Here is an 18,363-nt window from a genome sequence, read left to right as displayed (position 1 = left end):
ACGCTTGCTTAGCCATACCCTCAATCTTCTTGGACAAAGAAGTAAAAAGCAATCTCTTGTTCGCTTTTTTTGTATCTAAGGATAGGTATTAAAGAAGGTGTAGATTTACGAGTAAAATTAAACTATTTGAATAGTTGGTAAGCATTACTTTAAAAAGTTAAATCAGACTGATACGCAAGCTGTTAGAGTAACGTAACGCTTGATATCAATCGACTAGATTATATTAGACAAATTTTCGTTTGAACTTTTTGCTTCTTATACGCTAATGGAAATACGTACACGCCTTCAAATAAAAGATATTGAAAAATCTATTATTAGATAATAGTAACGTTAATCTATATTAAGATAACCTATTGTCAGCAAGTGTTTTTCAACAGTTTCTTGGTAGAACTCTGCAAAAAAATCGTAAAGTCATTTTATCGTTGTACGCCCAATGAGTTGAATGGAAGCATTGACTTGTTCCAGCAGCAATTATCCGTGACAAGGAACAGGTGGCCGAAAACTTTTTTGATCTCCACCACATACCAAATTCGAAAGCTAGGTTAAGTTTCATTACCCTATTTTTATTCTCTTGCTAAGTCGCAGTCTCTCTTTTCAGGAGTGTTATTAAGGCTAAGGTTACAGTAACTTAAGCCTGCCTAAGATTACGGACCAATAGTTTCATTTTTAAAAGTCAACAAAAACGATATGTCTTCTTCGGTGGTTTTGGTTACAGAAACTTCTGCACATACAGCGTCGCACAATGCATTTACTATAGAAAGACCTAGCCCAAAGTTATCTTCAGATGTTCTAGAAGCATCTTTTTGCCAAAGCGGTTCAAACATATGCTTTAGATCATCCTCATTAACCTCTGTCCCCACCTTATTTGTCACTCTGAGGTAAACATTACTAGAACTATTTACACCTAAGTTCACAAGTATTTCTGTATCAGTTTTTCCGTGTTCGATAGCGTTATCTATCAGATTACTTATTATCGATTCTACTCCAACGCGATTGCTCTTGACGCTTAACTGAAAATTGGAGCTAATCTCTACCTTAACATTTCTTGCTTCTTTGATCTGAATAAGTTGAGATACTAATTTGTGGATATCTATCTCATCAGTTAGCTCTAGGGTCTTAAAACTATATTTTTGGATTAACATAAGGCCAGAAATAATATTTTTCATTCTTGTGCCTATTTGCAAAACACGTGGCTTAAAATCTTTTTCTAATCTTATTTCTCCTGGAAACTTAATTGCTACTTCAGTCATATTTATTAATTCAGAGACTGGTGTTTTTAGCTCGTGTGCGATATCCGAAGTCAACCTCTTCTCACGCAGGTAAAGCGAATAATTATCTTCAAAAAAGTGATTCAAACTTTGGGTAATGGGTTCCAATTCCTCGACATTATTTTGAAAAGCTTCGTGTTTTTGTCTAGTGGTAAATCGTAGTCCTTTTATCTTGGCATTTAAGGCATCCAAGGGTGCCAGAGCATAAGCCACAGTGTTACGCACTGTAAATCGAACAACTAACGGCACGATAATTAATGCAAATAGAAAAGCACCATCGATAAACCACAACGTGAAATTTAACAATTCTGTAGATGTTGCGTACGCGATAACCATTGACGGGCGAGTATCGTTACCCTTGCCCATGACGCGATAAAATCCAGCTCTGTCTTCAGAATCAATCTGAGGTATATATCGAGTGTAAATTACCCGACCCGTACGGCCATCGGGCAGAGTAATATCCTGGAAAGAATATTCATCCAGGCCAATGCTGCTGAAAGGCAATTCATTGATGGTATAAAGCGCCAGAGTATCTGATTTTTCAAACGTTGAATCTTTGTACCAAAGTTGAAAATACTCGGGGGAAGATGTCCCTTCAAACTCAGGCAAATACTCACCTGCAAATTCGAATTCCACACCCTCGACATCTTCATTTACCAAGCTCTGAAGCACACCTACCTTTGCCTTCATAGCCTGGTTGAATTCTTGTTCGACCCAGGAATCAACGCCAATATCTGCTGCAAGTAAAACGGCAATGACTAACAGTGAAATAATAATAGAAAGTCTTCGTGTTAATGTTTTACGTATTGATTTCATTAGCTTCTATAACTCTGTAACCAAAACCACGTTTACTTGTAATGGGTAGAGACGCGCCGCTTTTTCTTACTTTTTTCCTTGCTGAGGAAAGGTGAGCTTCAATAGCATTTTTTGAGATATGGTCATAGCTTCCAGAAATAAATTCACTCAGCATTTCTGAGGTAACTATCTTGTGTCTATTGAGAAAAATACATTCAACAATTTTGTACTCATTCGGGGTCAGGTTGATAATGCCATTATTGTATGAAAGCGTTTTAAACTGGATATTGAGTGTCAAACTGTTGATAGTAACTTGGTCATTGAGACAATTTACCGCACCTCTCCTCATCAAGCTAAGTAGTCTAGCAGTCAATTCGTCAAACGAGAACGGCTTAGAAAGGTAGTCGTCAGCACCTGCCAATAGCCCCGCTACCTTGTCTTCAGACTCAGATCGCGCAGATAAGATGATAACCTTTGTTTCTAAATGTCTTTTTCGTAACGTTTTAAGAATAGTCATACCGTCCAACTCAGGTAGCATCATATCAAGGATGATTATTTCGTAGCTACCAAGCAACGCCATACTCAATCCCTCAGAGCCAGTGCCAGCAGTATCGACTGAATAGCCCAATTTTTCCAAGCCTAAGCTCAAACTGTTTCTCAATGATAAAGAGTCTTCTATCAGAAGTATTCTCATAATTTGAATGTCAATTTTAAAGTTATTTGAGTATACCTTCTCAACCTTAGGATTTGCTGAAGAAGCTATTGAAAAGGTGCTTATAGTTAACCTACGTATACGTGGTTCTTTTAGCATAAATCGATTGATTTACTTCAATAGCTCTTAAGTTTATCTCGATATTTTGTTCATATTAATAACAGTCTTGTGACTAACGATGAAGGCTTATTTTATATCAGCGCTGCTACTTTGTGGGTGCTCAATAACCTCTACAGAAATTTCTCCCCCCAATGGTAAAAGTGACAAAGCTGTCATTTTTGACATCGATGGAACATTGATCCCCTGTAACGCCTGCATTTTTTCTGAAAGAGAAAATGCGTCTGAACGTGTTCAAGCATACGCTGATAAAGGCTTCAAAATTATCTATCTGACTGCGCGAAATGTATACTTCCAGTTCAACATTCCACTTTTTTATCCCGTTACCATCTCCCAGATAGAGATATTCAGGTAGCTAATTCGATGGCTTAGCGAAAAAGCTTTTAAAACGTTTAAACTAAATATTCTAAAGCCTTACAAGGAGTCTGGCTGGAAACTTTTCGCTGCTTATGCCGATTCAAGCACTGACTTTGTGGCTTATTTGGCCGCAAGCGTTCCTCAGGACAAAATATTTGCAATAACATGACAAGGTGATTGTAAGTGCAAGCCAAGGCCGTGGCGAAAGTACTACGATAGCTGGTCGAAACACACTCCTATAGCGTTCCCTCCTTAACCAGCCTCTTTCTTCCTTCCTGAGCGATTAGAACATTATTACCTCAATTAAATGACTCTTCATAAGCGTATCTTAAGTTTCGTTTGTTAGAGTTTTCCTGTCGAAAATAGAATTTGCTTGATCTTGGGGCTTTGACAGAGGGCTACGTGCGAATTTCAGTTGTAATACCAGCAAAAAACGAAGAAGAAAATTTAAAACCCTTAATTGAGGAAATTTATAGAGCGTTAACAGGTGTAGCAAACTTCGAAGTCATCTATGTTGATGATGGAAGTACGGATAAGACATTTGAGAATTTGCTTTACCTGAAAGCGAGTGGCTTTGACAAAGTTAACGTACTACGGCATAAGCACTCGGTGGGACAAAGTACAGCTATTTGGACAGGGGTGAGCCATGCTGATGGAGAACTTGTAGTAACACTTGATGCGGATGGGCAGAATGATCCCTCTGATATACCAAACCTCCTGACTATGGCCTCTCAATTTCCGTTAGGGAGTCACTTTTGCATTGCTGGTCACCGTAAAAACAGAAAGGATACAGCTTGGAAAAGATTTCAGTCAAAACTAGCAAATTCTGTAAGAAGTAAACTTCTTAATGATGATACACCTGACACCGGATGTGGGTTAAAGGTCTTTCCAAAACAAACATTCCTCGATTTACCCTATTTTGATCATATGCATCGTTTTCTGCCAGCACTGATCCGGCGACAAGGTGGGATCATTAAAGTTGTTGAGGTGAATCACAGAGACAGGCAATTTGGAAAATCAAAATATAATATGTTAGGGCGGCTTGGGGTCGGACTAACTGATATGGCAGGAGTTTATTGGCTTCAGAAACGTAATAAACTTAATGATGTCATCTTAGAAAATGAAGAGAGTATCTAATTGAATTCCAGTCTCCTTCGTTTCTTCATTTTGGTACTTACCATTCTGTTTTTTAGTCATTTGATTCCGGTCTCTCCCTCATTTGACGCATTTAATCAGGAATGGATAGACAAGCATACCCGTAATAATGGAGTGACAGGGATAGCCAAATTTTTAGCCGTCTCAGTATTTTTACTTTCTATCGGACTTCCACGCCAGTTAGTCGCATTTATGGGGGGGTATGCCTTTGGATTTGCTGCAGGTATCATCTATTCAACATTAGCAGCTATCCTCAGCTGTGCAACAGTTATGGCAGTGTCCCGATCTTTCGCTAGACCGATTATTATTCAACACTTTGAAATGCGGGTGCGCAAGTTAGACCATTTTCTAGTTCGCTCTCCCTTTCTTAAGTCCGTTATCATTAGACTGTTGCCAGTAGGAAATAATCTACTCACAAACATTTTTGCTGGCGTTTCAAAGATTCCACGACGCTCTTTTATTCTTGGGTCTACTATTGGCTACATCCCTCAAATGGCGGTTTTTGCATTGATGGGTAAGGGTGTATTAGTCAACTCTGAACTTAAAATAATCATAAGCGCCCTATTATTCGGGATTTCCAGCTTGCTAAGCGCATATCTTTTTAAGGTTTATCGTCGTCAACATAATGACGATAAAACTCTTCGTTCACTCACAAAAAGCAGCAAATGTAGCAATGAATCAGACGAGCTTAGCCATTAAACATAAGAACAAGCACCCAAATTATACTTTCTGGCTTTTTGTACTGGCTAGCGTGTTGATATTTATCGGGATTGGGTTAAGAGATCCCTGGCCTGCTGACGAACCTCGTTTTGCACAAGTTGCAAAAGAAATGGTTGAAACAGGTCAGTGGTTCTTTCCAGCCAGAGCGGAAGAGTTTTATCCTGATAAACCACCTGTGTTTATGTGGTCTATCGCTTTTTTCTTTGCGCTATTCGGGTCAATTAAGATTGCCTTTCTGCTCCCATCTGCTTTATGCAGCCTACTCACACTTTTTTTGGTGTATGACATCTCAAAACGACTGTGGAGCACAAAAGAAGCGCTGATCGCAACGTCACTTCTTTTATTGAGTTTTCAATTTTTGCTTCAGGCCAAGTCTGCACAAATAGACGCAATGGTCTGCTGCTGGATAACAATAGGATGCTATGGTCTTCTGCGCTTTTTCTTAGTTGAAAGGCGATGGCGTTGGTATTACCTCGCCTTTTTCTTCATGGGAATTGGCGTCATCACAAAAGGGGTCGGATTTTTACCAGTCTTAATGCTGATACCATACTTGATACATCGACGCGTTTGGCCTCAGCGGGACATAGCTAAGAAGCAAACTAAAAACTCCGTATTACCGTGGATAATGGGTGCAGTGGTGATGTTACTGGCTATATCACTATGGTTTATACCTATGTTGATATTAGTCGAAAATAGCCACAACACATCACTTGCTCTATATAGAGATAACATTCTTTTTAGGCAAACGGTCACTCGATATGCTGATTCCTGGCATCACATAAAGCCATTCTGGTATTACCTCGTTGAGGTTATTCCATTATTTTGGCTGCCAATTAGCATCGCTCTTCCATGGCTCATCCCATTTTGGTATAGCGCAATTAAAAAAGGTGATGCCCGCATACTCTTACCGTTGGGTTGGATTGTACTTGTCCTGCTTTTCTTCAGCGTAAGTCCTGGCAAACGGGGGGTGTACATCTTACCCGCATTGCCGATGCTGGCACTGATCTCTGCGCCTTACTTTGATTCAGTTGTTAATAAAAAAGTATTCTCCTGGCTTTTGTGGGGTGTTGTATTTTTACTATCAGTAGGCTTATTGGGGTTTGGTTTTTCCGGCATAGTAGAAGCATCATTCGCCCTAAAATTAGAAGAAAAGTTCGGGCTTTCTCCGTGGATGTTTTTTTTAGTAACGGGGGGACTGACGTGTCTGGTTACGGTGATTACTTCTAGAGGGAAGCACTGGAAAGCCTGGCCTTATTTCTTGTGTACTCTTTGGGGCATGTACGCTACATGGGGTTACACTTTACTTGAAGATGTAAAAACCCCTAAAAGCGTATTTGGAAATATTGAAAAAGAAATTGGCAAACATGATGCAACTATTGCACTTGTTGATTTTTCTGAACAGTTTATTCTCTTCTCGCCTTATCCCATCGTCCACTTTGGCTATCATACCCCTACTGATGAGCAATTATCTGCCGCCTACCAGTGGATGGAGAAGACTGACAAGGGAAGATATATCCTCGTCGATGAAAAACACGTACGTAATGATTGTTTTAAAAAAGAAATGGCAACGTCTGTAGGATATGCACATCGCGTCCACTGGGTTCTATTATCGCACGAGGCATTAACCGAAAAATGTCCGCTTACGAGAACGACGACTGAGATCTTTAGTTATATCCCAGACAGGCCCGTTACGTGAGAAATACATATCTTCATAAAATGAAAAAATAGTGCGAAAATTTTCATTCCACAGTTTTCCTTAAGCGTCATTTAAGTTTTGACAGGTAACTTGTGTGCTAAGAAGTACACGAGAGCCTTATTGTGAAATTCCCAATAACACTAAACTTTAATCCTACATCAGCTCAGTTCATTTTAGTTTCTTCACTATTTATCGCAGCAATATTCAACGCACCATTTCTGTCTGCTGTTTATGAAGTTGTAGCCCCTGTAACATTGAATGAGTGGGTATTTTTTCTCTCTGTACCGCTCTTGCTAACCTTTTTTAATGTTATTTTTCTAAGTCTTTTTGGTGCCCTATTTTTGCCGCGCACCACCGTTGCAATTGCTTTCGTTGTAAGTTCTCTACTACTTTACGGCACCTTGGCCTATGGTGTCATTTTCGATAAGAGCATGATACAGAATGTAATGGAAACAAATTCTGGTGAAGCTTTTTCCTATCTAAATTCGACACTTGTTTTATTCTTCTCTATATTGGGATTAATCCCTGTATTTGCGATTTTTAACCTGGAATTAAATGGGAAGCTCAAGGCTCGAATCAAGCACCTTCTAGTGCTGAACTTATTAGCTTTATTGGGTATTGCAATTATAGCCACGTTCCTTTTTAAGAGCTATGCAGCTGTCGGCAGAAATAACAAAGACCTAACGAAGTATATTATTCCCTACGCCTTTTATGATTCAGGGTACAAGTACCTTCGGGACACTTACTTCTATCCGCCTTTACCCTACAAAGTATTAGACAAGCGTCCCTACATAAAAGGGAATGCTGATATACATCCGTCTACTACAGTGTTTGTGGTTGGCGAAACGGCCAGAGCTGACAAGTTTTCAAGCAACGGCTATTCGAGGCGTACTACGCCTAATATCCAGAACGCAGGTGCAATCAGTTTTAGCAAGGTGACATCTTGCGGCACTGCTACCGCAGTCTCTGTGCCATGTATGTTCTCAAGACTTTCACGAGAAAATTATGATTCGCGTATCGCAGACAGTCAGGACAATGTTTTAGACATCATTCATCGTGCAGGTGTTGACGTCACATGGATTGACAATAACAGTAGCTGTAAAGGAGTATGCAAGAGGGTAGAGACTATAGACTTCAACCCGTCAAGAGTTCCCAAGTTGTGCGATGGAGATTATTGTTATGATGAGGTACTTATTGACCTTTTAAGAGAAACTCTTTCAAGACCATCTAAAGAACATAGAGTTATAGTCTTACATATGATTGGCTCACACGGGCCTACCTATTACCGGAGATACCCAGAGAAATTTGCTAAGTTCGTGCCAGACTGTCCCAGAAGTGATATTCAAAATTGTGAAGAGGCAGAGCTGACAAATACGTACGATAATACTATTGCATACACAGACTACGTGCTAGGCCAGATTATTGAACAGCTTTCCACTATTCCTAATTCGTCGATGCTTTATCTATCGGATCATGGTGAGTCATTGGGAGAAAAAGGGCTTTATTTACACGGTTTCCCTTATAATTTAGCGCCTGTTGAGCAAACTCATGTACCAATGGTTTATTGGGCCTCCAAGTTTAGCCAACCTGAATACAGTGATTGCGTAAGGTCGTTGTCCAGTCATCCTTATTCGCATGACAACCTTTTTGACACATTACTTGGTCTTACTAATGTGCAAAGCAGCACCTACCAACCCACTCAGGATATTTTACGAAAATGCGAGTCATAGACGAAACCACATCAAAAATGCATTTCGACCCTAAAGCCAAACCAAAGGGCATGTTGCGTATTGTATTAGCAATGAAAAACTCAGTTCGAGCTATATCATGGCTTGTTAAAAACGAGTCAGCGTTCCGGCAAGAACTTATCTTACTTATCTTAGCGGCGGGAGTGCTTGCATTTTGGTCAATTCCTTATATGGAAAAGGCGATTTTACTTTCCTCCATACTCTTCGTTTTGTTCGCTGAAATTATAAATACTGCAATTGAAGTAACTATTGACCGTATTGGAAAAGAGATTCACCCACTGTCAGGCTTAGCTAAAGATTTAGGCTCAGCGGCTGTTTTAGTGACGATCGCAATTTCATCACTGTTGTGGTTAGCTACATTGTGTAGATATTTTTGATTTGAGACTGTTGACTCACCGATGAGGTACCGCACTGACATGGGTCCAACTATGCAAATTCATCAATGTGTATAAAAGAATAGAAAGCCAATAATTAGCGAGCTTTAATATAAGAAGTTAAAGTCTGATATAACTAAAAGGCAATACCCAACAACCTTTAGGTTCAGTTTTCAATTACTAGCCAGGAGTTGCATAGCAAATCGCAAAGCAAAATTGTCAGTTAGAAAAAGTTCTTCGCGTGCTTTTACTTTCGCTGATTTTTTTAAGTTTAATGAAAGTGAAAGCAAAAGTCAGCGATGCCATCAGCTCAAACAGCCAAAATATAGGAATGAAGCCAAACGATTCAACCAAAAAACCATTTTCATCTATACTCGAGCCTTTTATGTTATAAGCGATTAAACACAAAATACCACTAATAAAAAATAAGAAGCTCATCTTATAGTTACTTATAAATTTCATTAATGTCTCTATATTTTATTTTCAACATCTCGTAAGAGCACGAAGGAAACGTTGATGTCGAAGGTACGTGTTCAATCTTGCCTCTTACCACTTTAGTTACGCATTATTATCTATCACACTCTCCTTACAGTTTAACAAAAAATTTAATCATGAGGGGAACAAACTAAAAAGTTCAATGAAAATCTATAGTCATGATTGTAGACAATGTGTCACAAATAAAATTTTAGCTTAGAATTAAAACTTGAATTACTGTCGACTATCATTGTTAATGAGTGATGGAATTTCATCTCACCTCCTCATTAACTGCAGAATGCTCGTCAGTAAACTCTATTTCAACTGTGCTGTAACTGAAGTCAAACATGGCCAAGCTATCATAAATATCAAGCTTCAATAACTTGTATTCTTCAACTGTCTTTAAGGCACTGCCAACGCGTATAGTAATAACATTGTGTTCTCCGTCAAGTGACCAAATTTTTAAGTCATGGATATATTCAACTCTATCAACACTCCGGAGTTCATCTAACACTTGTTTGTATAAGTTTTTCTCTGGAACACCTTGCAAAAATAATTTTAAGGTTGCTAATAAGTTTCGAATTACATTAAACAATATAAAAAGCGTAAAGCCAATCGAAAGTAGGGGGTCTAAAATTGGCCAGTCGACAAATTGCATTACTATGGCAATAATTAATACAGCAACCCAGCCTAAAACGTCCTCCAATAAATGCCAGTTCAACACTCTCTCGTTTAGGGTATTTCCTCCCTGGAGTTTATACACAGCAAAGCCGTTTACAGCGACACCTAGAATCGCAAGTAATATCATGCCTTCTGTATTTGGAACGACCGGGTCTAATACTCGAGGAATGGCTTCTGATAATACCCAGATTGAGCCAAGGATAAGTACGGCTCCGTTAATAAATGCCCCTAACAGGCTGAGTCGCTTGTACCCATATGTGAAATTTTCATCGGCCTCTCTCTCTCCTAACTTATTGAGACACCAGGCGCTTCCAATAGAAACTGAATCGCCGAGATCATGAACAGCATCTGCCATTATAGCAGTGCTGTTCGTTAGCCAGCCGCCAATAAATTCAATAATTGTGAAGCTGAAATTTAATAGAAAAGCCCACCCAATTTTGTTTGAGCTATTTGAATGATTATGAGTCATAGAGGCTCCGGTGCGCCCGGAACATACCGGGCGTAAAATTTGATTAAGAGTTGCGTTTGTTATGTGCGAGCTGATAAAGCGCAGGTAAAATAAATAATGTCAATAAAGTTGATGATATAATTCCCCCAATGACTACAGTGGCGAGCGGTCTTTGTACTTCAGCACCTGTTCCTGTATTAAGTGCCATGGGAACAAAGCCTAAGCTGGCCACTAACGCAGTCATCAAAACAGGTCGAAGCCGGATTATGGCCCCTCGAATTACTGAAGTATAAATATCACCATTTTCCTGCCAGAGTTGTCTGATGAATGCGACCATCACTAGTCCATTCAAAACCGCGACCCCGGACAAAGCGATAAAGCCTACTCCCGCAGAAATTGAAAGAGGCATATCTCTAATCCAGAGTGCCAGTACTCCTCCAGTCAAGGCTAGTGGTACACCAGTGAAAATTATCAATGCGTCTTTAACAGACCCAAACGCCATAATGAGTATGCCAACTATTAACGCAAGCGTAACCGGAACGACTAAAGTCAGCCGTTTGCTGGCGGATTCCAGTTGTTCAAAGGTACCACCAAACTCTAACCAATATCCTTCCTTCATTTTTAAATCGGATTTAAGTCTTTTTTGTAAATCAACGACAAATCCTCCTAGGTCGGTTCCTCGTACGTTAGTCGTTACGACAACTCTGCGCTTTCCATTCTCTCGGCTGATCTGTGCAGGCGCCGGCTTTAACTCGAGAGTGGCTACCTCTTCAAGCGGTACAAAACTATTGCCGACACGAACAGGTAAGCTCTCTAACTTGTCAATATTTGTACGCAACTCTTCAGATAATCTGATTACAATTTTAAACCGACGATCGCCTTCATAGATTATGCCTGATTCCTTACCCCCTATGCTGGTTGAAACGAGTGCTTGAATGTCTGCTACGTTAAGACCGTACCTTGCGAGAGCATCTCGTTTTGGTAATATGGACAACATAGGAAGGCCGGCAACTTGCTCAACTCGGGTGTCTGAGGCACCTTGTATCGACTCAGCGATCTCAGCAACCTTATTTGCAGAATCCAACAATTGCTCTAAGTCATCACCGAAAACCTTGACTGCAACATCAGCCCTTACGCCGGAAATCAATTCATTAAATCTCATTTGAATTGGTTGGGTAAATTCATAGTTATTACCGGGAAGCTTTGAGGCGACTGATTCAATTTCAGCCACTAGATCCGATTTAGATTTAGCTGGATCAGGCCATTCTGAGCGAGGTTTAAGTATTACAAAACTATCGGCTACATTAGGAGGCATTGGGTCTGTAGCGACTTCTGGTGTACCTATTTTCGCAAAGACTACCGCTACCTCGGGAATTTCTAACAGCGCATCTTCAAGTAATTCTTGCATTTGAATTGATTGGTTTAGACCGGTACCCGTTATGCGTAAAGCCTGTAAAGCGACATCACCTTCATCCAGTTGAGGAATAAATTCAGACCCAAGTGTTGTTGCCAACCATCCGCAGAAGACAACAAACGCTAGTGCAGCCCCAAGAGCAGCAGCTTTAAATTTAAGAATAGCCCTAAGTGCTGGTTCGTAAGCCAGTTTCACCCAACGTATTAAAAAACTCTCCTTTTCACTGATTTTTCCCCCCATGAAAATTGCGATCGCTGCAGGCACTACCGTCAGTGACAAAATCATTGCCGCAATAAGAGCGATAACAACTGTTATTGCCATGGGATGAAACATCTTTCCCTCTACGCCTGTTAAAGTAAAAATAGGCAGATAAACAGCGGTTATGATCCCGACTCCAAATAAGCTGGGCCTGATTACTTCAATCGTTGCTATTTTCACTTCTTCTAGACGTTCCTTGAGTTGAAGAAGTCTGCCGTGATGCTGTTGGGCTTCAGATAAGCGCCTAATACAGTTTTCAACAATGATGACAGCGCCATCGACAATCAGACCAAAGTCCAAAGCCCCCAAACTCATCAGATTTGCCGAAACACCTCTCTGGACCATTCCAGTGATTGTCATCATCATAGCAATAGGTATGATCGCAGCCGTAATAAGAGCCGCTCGAATATTGCCTAATAGTAAAAATAATATGACAATTACGAGTAATGCTCCTTCCAGCAGGTTCTTCTGCACAGTGTTTATCGCTTTGTCGACCAGTGTAGTTCGATCATAGGCGGGTTCAGTAACTACCCAGCTTGGTAACGATCTTTGAATTTCAGTTAATTTACTGGCAGTTAAAGCTGCAACTTCCCTTGAGTTTTCTCCCAGCAACATCATGACCGTTCCCATCACTGTCTCTTTACCATTTCTTGTAGCGGCACCGGTCCTCAGCTGCTTACCCAAGCCTACAGTTCCAATATCTTTTATTAGAACAGGAACAGATCCTTTTTTTCCTACTACGACATTTTCGATATCCTTTATCCCTGTCAATTGACCTGGAGAGCGAACAAGAAGTTGCTCGCCATTTTTCTCAATATAGCCTGCTCCAGCATTATCATTGTTTAAATATAGTGCTTCAGAAATGTCTTTAAGCGAGACTCCCATCTCCAGCATTTTTACAGGGTCGGGATTGACGTGATATTGCTTGTCATAACCTCCAATAGTGTTTACTTCTACTACTCCCGGAACCTGGGCTAACTGTGGTCGAATGATCCAATCTTGTACCTCTCTTAAAGCCATAGGTGTGACCGGCGAGCCATCGGGTAACGTTGCTCCATCTTTCCCTTCCAGTGTATATACGAAAATTTCGCCAAGCCCTGTTGCGATTGGCCCCATTTCTGGCTCAAGGCCATCAGGTAAAACACTTTTAAGGTTAGCAAGTCTTTCGTCGATTAAATTTCGGGCAAAAAAGATATCCGTTCCTTCTTCGAAAATAACAGTAATCTGTGAAAGACCATACCTCGATATAGAACGTGTATAGGATAAGTTAGGCAAGCCATATAGTGCTGTTTCGACAGGAAATGTTATTCGTTGTTCAGCTTCTAATGGTGAGTACCCCGGAGCTTTGGTGTTAATCTGAACCTGTACATTTGTAATATCTGGTACAGCATCAATAGGTAATCGCTGGTAGCTCCAAACGCCGATCCCAATTAAGATTAGTGCAAGAACAAGAAACAAAAAGCGTCTTTCTACTGAAAGACGAATAATATTATCAATCATTTATCGTCTCCAGGATTAGTGAGCGTGAGAGGCACCGGATTTTTCAAGATCCGCTTTTATCAGAAAGCTATTTTTTGATACGTAAATTTGACCAGCGATTAAGCCACGCTTTACTTCAGTGAAGTTGTCATCTTTTATACCCAGCTCGACAGGGACAGCTTGAAACGTGTTACCATCGTTTAAAAATACAACTGAGTTACCATCCATTGATTGGATAGCTTCATTCTCAACGCGAAGCGAAACATCGACTTTCTGAGCATCAACTACACCTGTAACCATATCGCCGGGGGAGAATTCTCCTTCGGTATTAGTGATTTCAACAATTGCGATCTGATAAGGTTCAAGTGAACCTGACGGAATGAGAAATTTGACCTTTGCATCTTGCTGTCGGGAACCTTTTTTTATGTGGATATAAGAGCCCTGCTTTATTGTATCCCTCTTGGATGGAAATACTTTCAATTCTGCCCAAAGCGTTTCAGCGTCGACTATTTTATAAAGCGTTTCACTGGTAACCAACTGCCCAACATTAACATTTCGACTTACTACCGTACCCGAAATTGGCGCTTTCACGATGTAGGTTTGTAAGCTGTCATTTGATTGAATTTTTGCAATTACATCGCCAGCCTTCACGCTGTCACCAACATCCGAAGCGAGAGTTTCTACAACTCCCGAGAACCGCGCATTAACTTCAGCCTTGTTCTTGGGTGGAATTACAAGAGTACCCAACAATTCGATATGTCTTTCAATGGTCCCACTCTGAACTTCGGAGGTTGCTAATTGAAACTTTTCAGTTAATGCTCTTGAGATCTGTGTTCTTCCCTCGAAGTTTTCCCACTCCCAGGAATACTTTCGTCTTTTGTCAGTCAGATAAATAGTAGCCCTAAAAGAATGAGGTTCAGACAGAGCTTTTATTGACCGCAAAACCCCCTCTGAAGTTTGAAACTCAAATTTTTCTGAGCTTGAACCTAACTTCTGTAGCTCTATAGAAAAGGAATCAGGGATAAATGGCTTCCCATCTTCAAAAGTCGAGGCAATAATTACAGAGCCCTCGGGGCTTTCATCGATACTTACTTCTATTTCGATGTTACCTTTCTGGAATATATTTTGGTTGTCATTTGAATTGGTGACATCTTCACTTGCGGTCGCGATAGATGTCACAGTGCCGATAAGAAATAAAAATAAAATTTGCTTTAGCATAATTAATCCTGGAGATTGAAAGTGAATGATTTCAGAGATTGCCCTGTCCATTGTTCGATAAGTGCTTCATTGAGCAGGGTGGCTTCGCGATAGTTGATGAGACTCCGTTGAGATTGGAGAAGTGCATCACGTGAAGCAAACCATTCTTGATAAGTGTAAATTCCCTTTTGATAGCCCTCCTTGGTCAGCTCCAATGCTCTTTTCAAATCTGGCATTACTTCTTTTTCCAGGTGCAATGCTGCCTGTGAACTAAAATTTATGCTTTTCGTTGCTTTAAATAGAATCGCTTTTACATCGAGATACTTGGTGTCTCGCTCTAATAACTCCGCCTCCTTACTAGCAATTGCAGATTTGACTGCACCCGAATTCCTTTTCTCAGCAAATAGTGGAATTGAGGCACCAAAAACTAACGATGTATCTTGAGCTCCCTGATTCCTTCTAACACCAACAGACCAAGATAGGTCTGCGGTATTATCAGACTTAGCCAACTGAATTTCAGCGTCCTTCAGGTCAAGTGACTTAATTAGTAAATCCGCATTCGATGATGATAAGAATTGGTTAAAAAGTGTTTCGTAGGAATAATTTTTAGCGGGTGAATTTAAAGAACCAGTAAGCGTGATATCTTCATAATTGCCCTGCCAGAATAGTGTGAGAGATTGCAGGGCTATTTCTTTATTCACCTTTGCTGTCGCAAGTTCTAATTTCGCTTGATTTAAAGCCGATTTAGCTCTGAACAATTCAGCATCATTCGTTGCACCACTTTTTATTCTATTAGTGATCACAGTAAGAGCATCTTCAGCTAAGCTCACACTTCGCTCAGCTATTTGCAGACGCTCCTGTTGTGCCAGAACGCGAATATACTGCTGAGTGAGCCCACCAAGTAGTGAGAGAGACATTGAATACTGCTCTGAATCTAAAAGGGCAGCTCTGGCATCCACAACCAGTGTTCTTGCACTCTTCTTTCCACCAAGTTCATACACTGAAGATAGAGAGATGGTTGCTTCTGCTGCTTGAACTCCCGAAGTAGAACTTGTGCCCATCACATTTTCTAGATTAGCACCTACGGTGTAAGCTGGAGAAAGCAAAGCTTGTTGGCGATCTCCCTCAAGAGCTCTAGTAAGAGGTCTGAATTTCAACAAGCTTGGATGACGGTTGAGAGTAAGTTGAACTGCATCATCTAAAGTTACTTGTTCTGCCAATGCATTGGCTTGAGATAGCATCAATGCACTAGTCAATATCCCGGCGCGCGTAAGTTTGCGCACAGGAAACTGTGAAATTTTCATGATATATAATCCTAGTCAGTTGAAAAAACGAAAAACGACAGGGATTAAATTCTTGGAGGACGCTCTATTTGGTTAATGAAACGATTAGGTGTAGCTTCACTATAAACTGAGACTAAATTGGGAGACTTTTTTAGAAACGAGCTTTCAATATCAAAGTAAAAAGCTATGTGTGTAAAATGACCATGACAAGAACAACAATGGTCACAATCACTTCCCGCATCTAAATCGTAAGCATCGGACAGTTCGATTAATGTATTTTCAGTACATAATTCATTGCTAAACAAGTGGTCTTGTTCAATAGAAAACGCGTCAGTCACAATCAACAAAAATTGTGCGCACAACAAAAAAGCGGCTAAGACCACTTTTAGATTTTTGCTAATGCGGTAATTCGTTTTCAACACAAGATTCCTCTATTGGCAATCTATGTTCTCTTAAAATATGATTGTAGTCAATGCCTAAATGGTCAGCTTTCTGATTCACAAGAGGAACTCTGTATTAAAAAGCCATGTATTTCAATTAAGTTGCTAAATCTTGTCAGAAAAACAGAAATCTACTGCGAAGCCTGCTCATACATAATCCGGCAATGTAAAATAAGTACACCGAAGGAATAGGAGAATACAAAATGCATTTTCAATAAGCCTGTCACAGTTATTGCGTCTCGCTCGTACCAAAACCTGTAATACCCCCTAAAACAAGTGTAAAAGCAAGTCCAATACTGAAAGATAAAATCACCGTTGACCCAAGAGGTAGCTTTTCCAATTGCTATCTGATCTCCTTACAGTGAGCGCATCAATGAACAACAAAGTAAATATTATCTGGCTCATGCTATAACCGTGATGCTATGCTTATGAGCATGAAGGTGGTTCGCATCGCTTCTTTGAGTTCACCAAATCATCTAAGGCTCCATTTTCGAATAAACGGTACAATAGACTAGTAGAAAGGCATATCGGAAACTCGATATCGCTAGATACCTTACTGTAACTTTTTGGCTAAAAACGTTGTCGCCTCGCGTAAAAATGCCGATCATTTTTTGACCTTGGCAAGTTCATGTTTTAATCTGCTATCCCCGCGTCACAACGGGGATCACTGCTCTTACGTGTTTTATCTTTAGATTGCGCAGCATGATGTTTTCAGCAGTTAGGTAGACTAAGAAAAATACTAATATCTAAAGCAATCTGACGACCAATAATATCAGGTTTCTAGCAGAGTAATACCGCTTCGAGTATGAATTCTGAAGTATACTTTGTTTGTTAACAACCACTCATTCCTGGCATAGCAAGCTTCTTTAGAGGAGGTTTCCTAAAAATCTGAAGAGGATCCACAGATGACTGAAATCTATGAACGGGCACTATAATAATTGTGATAATTCTCTTTCTGATCTAGAACCGTAGCAGAGTTACTTTCATGTTAAATAGTTCATGTTAATGCACATTAACGTTACCTATTCGAGTAGAGATAAGAAGTTAGCTTTCCTCTTTTGACTACGATATATCATGCAAGCGAATAGCGCTCACTTCAGCAGCAAATTTAAAATAATTAAAGGGTTGTAAATCTCTGTCAAGACAGTTGGGTGACGTCAACATGTTGGAGATATACAAGATGAAAACTAAGCTGCCTCATATTGGTATTTTTTGGGTCTACAAGTCGACTGTACTTGCTAAAGCAATGCCTTTGAATAGTACAGAGCCTGATAGCCTTTCACTCTATGACAGTGACTTTAGCCATTTAGTAGAGTGGGAAGAGCATAGAATATACCTTCCGTGTTTTCCTGAGCTCATTGCTGTTGAATATCAAGAAGTCAGCAGGGGTAGAATAATCTACTCTGGAAACTCAAAGTTCTTTAAAATATATGCAGACAGAAAAGTGGTACAGAGCGTTGAGCTTCAAACCTTGGTATGTGATAAATTTAATCTAATACCGAGTCAATGCACTTGGAAGCTAGACAAGCATTACCGTATCTTTAGTTCATAAAAAGCTTACGAAAAAGTTAAAAAGTCGCTTTGTAAAGAATACGCAAGCAAATCATAAGGACATGACGTTGAATATATTTGAAGTAATAAACAATAGTATTTCTGACTTTGTAGAAAACCAAGAAAATAAAGCGCTCAAGAGAGGTACAGGCTCTTATTCGATACCGTTTAGAGGCTCTATCTTCGGGGAAATCGA

The 18,363-nt window shown here is 40.0% G+C and carries 15 protein-coding genes; 7 read left to right on the top strand and 8 right to left on the bottom strand.

What is annotated here, in order from left to right; genetic code table 11:
• Positions 1-644 precede the first annotated feature (644 nt).
• Both WA381_RS18170 and WA381_RS18165 read right to left on the bottom strand, forming a co-directional pair.
• Entirely contained in the window at positions 645-2,084 is a 1,440-nt protein-coding gene (locus tag WA381_RS18170) for a sensor histidine kinase (protein WP_020742704.1), read from the bottom strand.
• Positions 2,068-2,757 carry a response regulator transcription factor gene (locus WA381_RS18165; RefSeq protein WP_041702971.1) on the bottom strand — a complete coding sequence of 230 codons (690 nt, stop codon included), beginning with the start codon at positions 2,755-2,757 and terminating at the stop codon, positions 2,068-2,070. The genes WA381_RS18170 and WA381_RS18165 overlap by 17 nt, the downstream gene beginning before the upstream one ends.
• A 196-nt stretch (positions 2,758-2,953) precedes the next feature.
• Here WA381_RS18165 and WA381_RS21030 point away from each other — a divergent pair, with 196 nt between their 5' ends.
• The 6 genes from WA381_RS21030 to WA381_RS18140 all read left to right on the top strand — a co-directional run bounded on the left by WA381_RS21030 (position 2,954) and on the right by WA381_RS18140 (position 8,945).
• Positions 2,954-3,247 (top strand): LNS2 domain-containing protein, encoded by a 294-nt coding sequence (locus WA381_RS21030; protein ID WP_043961311.1) that lies wholly within the window; start codon positions 2,954-2,956, stop codon positions 3,245-3,247.
• Positions 3,248-3,651: 404 nt separating this feature from the next.
• Positions 3,652-4,386 (top strand): glycosyltransferase family 2 protein, encoded by a 735-nt coding sequence (locus WA381_RS18160; protein WP_015066033.1) that lies wholly within the window; start codon positions 3,652-3,654, stop codon positions 4,384-4,386.
• Positions 4,387-5,103 carry a TVP38/TMEM64 family protein gene (locus WA381_RS18155; protein WP_015066032.1) on the top strand — a complete coding sequence of 239 codons (717 nt, stop codon included), beginning with the start codon at positions 4,387-4,389 and terminating at the stop codon, positions 5,101-5,103.
• Positions 5,078-6,820 carry an ArnT family glycosyltransferase gene (locus WA381_RS18150; protein ID WP_156085794.1) on the top strand — a complete coding sequence of 581 codons (1,743 nt, stop codon included), beginning with the start codon at positions 5,078-5,080 and terminating at the stop codon, positions 6,818-6,820. Before WA381_RS18155 ends, WA381_RS18150 begins: the two co-directional genes overlap by 26 nt.
• A gap of 122 nt (positions 6,821-6,942) precedes the next feature.
• On the top strand, positions 6,943-8,550 hold the full coding sequence (locus WA381_RS18145; RefSeq protein ID WP_020742701.1) for a phosphoethanolamine transferase: 1,608 nt from the start codon (positions 6,943-6,945) through the stop codon (positions 8,548-8,550).
• A complete protein-coding gene (locus WA381_RS18140; protein WP_015066029.1) occupies positions 8,538-8,945 on the top strand; it encodes a diacylglycerol kinase in 408 nt (135 codons plus the stop codon). The genes WA381_RS18145 and WA381_RS18140 overlap by 13 nt, the downstream gene beginning before the upstream one ends.
• A 216-nt stretch (positions 8,946-9,161) precedes the next feature.
• Here the strand turns inward: WA381_RS18140 and WA381_RS18135 are convergent, their stop codons facing one another.
• From WA381_RS18135 to WA381_RS18110, 6 genes are all read right to left on the bottom strand, one after another.
• A complete protein-coding gene (locus WA381_RS18135; protein ID WP_226434510.1) occupies positions 9,162-9,380 on the bottom strand; it encodes a DUF3955 domain-containing protein in 219 nt (72 codons plus the stop codon).
• 307 nt (positions 9,381-9,687) lie between these two features.
• Positions 9,688-10,566 (bottom strand): cation diffusion facilitator family transporter, encoded by an 879-nt coding sequence (locus tag WA381_RS18130; protein ID WP_020742700.1) that lies wholly within the window; start codon positions 10,564-10,566, stop codon positions 9,688-9,690.
• Between the two features lie 43 nt (positions 10,567-10,609).
• A complete protein-coding gene (locus WA381_RS18125; protein WP_044445997.1) occupies positions 10,610-13,717 on the bottom strand; it encodes an efflux RND transporter permease subunit in 3,108 nt (1,035 codons plus the stop codon).
• Between the two features lie 15 nt (positions 13,718-13,732).
• Entirely contained in the window at positions 13,733-14,914 is a 1,182-nt protein-coding gene (locus WA381_RS18120; protein ID WP_020742699.1) for an efflux RND transporter periplasmic adaptor subunit, read from the bottom strand.
• Positions 14,915-14,916: 2 nt separating this feature from the next.
• Positions 14,917-16,197 (bottom strand): TolC family protein, encoded by a 1,281-nt coding sequence (locus tag WA381_RS18115; protein WP_015066027.1) that lies wholly within the window; start codon positions 16,195-16,197, stop codon positions 14,917-14,919.
• Positions 16,198-16,241: 44 nt separating this feature from the next.
• A complete protein-coding gene (locus tag WA381_RS18110; RefSeq protein ID WP_231497909.1) occupies positions 16,242-16,598 on the bottom strand; it encodes a hypothetical protein in 357 nt (118 codons plus the stop codon).
• A 1,198-nt stretch (positions 16,599-17,796) separates the two neighbouring features.
• On the opposite strand from WA381_RS18110, the gene WA381_RS18105 reads away from it, so the two are divergent.
• Positions 17,797-18,168, top strand: a complete 372-nt coding sequence (locus WA381_RS18105) for a hypothetical protein (RefSeq protein ID WP_226434503.1) — start codon at positions 17,797-17,799, stop codon at positions 18,166-18,168.
• The last annotated feature ends 195 nt before the right edge of the window (positions 18,169-18,363 follow it).

It is taken from the genome of Alteromonas sp. CH_MED4-4, from assembly GCF_037029575.1.
Lineage (GTDB): Bacteria > Pseudomonadota > Gammaproteobacteria > Enterobacterales > Alteromonadaceae > Alteromonas > Alteromonas macleodii.
This window is presented reverse-complemented; position numbering and strand designations above follow the sequence as displayed.

What these genes read in the sequence shown, in the direction of transcription:
- WA381_RS18170 (WP_020742704.1), bottom strand. Translation starts at nt 2,084, where the DNA reads ATGAAATCAATACGTAAAACATTAACACGAAGACTTTCTATTATTATT.
- WA381_RS18165 (WP_041702971.1), bottom strand. Translation starts at nt 2,757, where the DNA reads ATGAGAATACTTCTGATAGAAGACTCTTTATCATTGAGAAACAGTTTG.
- WA381_RS21030 (WP_043961311.1), top strand. Translation starts at nt 2,954, where the DNA reads ATGAAGGCTTATTTTATATCAGCGCTGCTACTTTGTGGGTGCTCAATA.
- WA381_RS18150 (WP_156085794.1), top strand. Translation starts at nt 5,078, where the DNA reads ATGAATCAGACGAGCTTAGCCATTAAACATAAGAACAAGCACCCAAAT.
- WA381_RS18140 (WP_015066029.1), top strand. Translation starts at nt 8,538, where the DNA reads ATGCGAGTCATAGACGAAACCACATCAAAAATGCATTTCGACCCTAAA.
- WA381_RS18135 (WP_226434510.1), bottom strand. Translation starts at nt 9,380, where the DNA reads ATGAGCTTCTTATTTTTTATTAGTGGTATTTTGTGTTTAATCGCTTAT.
- WA381_RS18130 (WP_020742700.1), bottom strand. Translation starts at nt 10,566, where the DNA reads ATGACTCATAATCATTCAAATAGCTCAAACAAAATTGGGTGGGCTTTT.
- WA381_RS18125 (WP_044445997.1), bottom strand. Translation starts at nt 13,717, where the DNA reads ATGATTGATAATATTATTCGTCTTTCAGTAGAAAGACGCTTTTTGTTT.
- WA381_RS18120 (WP_020742699.1), bottom strand. Translation starts at nt 14,914, where the DNA reads ATGCTAAAGCAAATTTTATTTTTATTTCTTATCGGCACTGTGACATCT.
- WA381_RS18115 (WP_015066027.1), bottom strand. Translation starts at nt 16,197, where the DNA reads ATGAAAATTTCACAGTTTCCTGTGCGCAAACTTACGCGCGCCGGGATA.
- WA381_RS18105 (WP_226434503.1), top strand. Translation starts at nt 17,797, where the DNA reads ATGAAAACTAAGCTGCCTCATATTGGTATTTTTTGGGTCTACAAGTCG.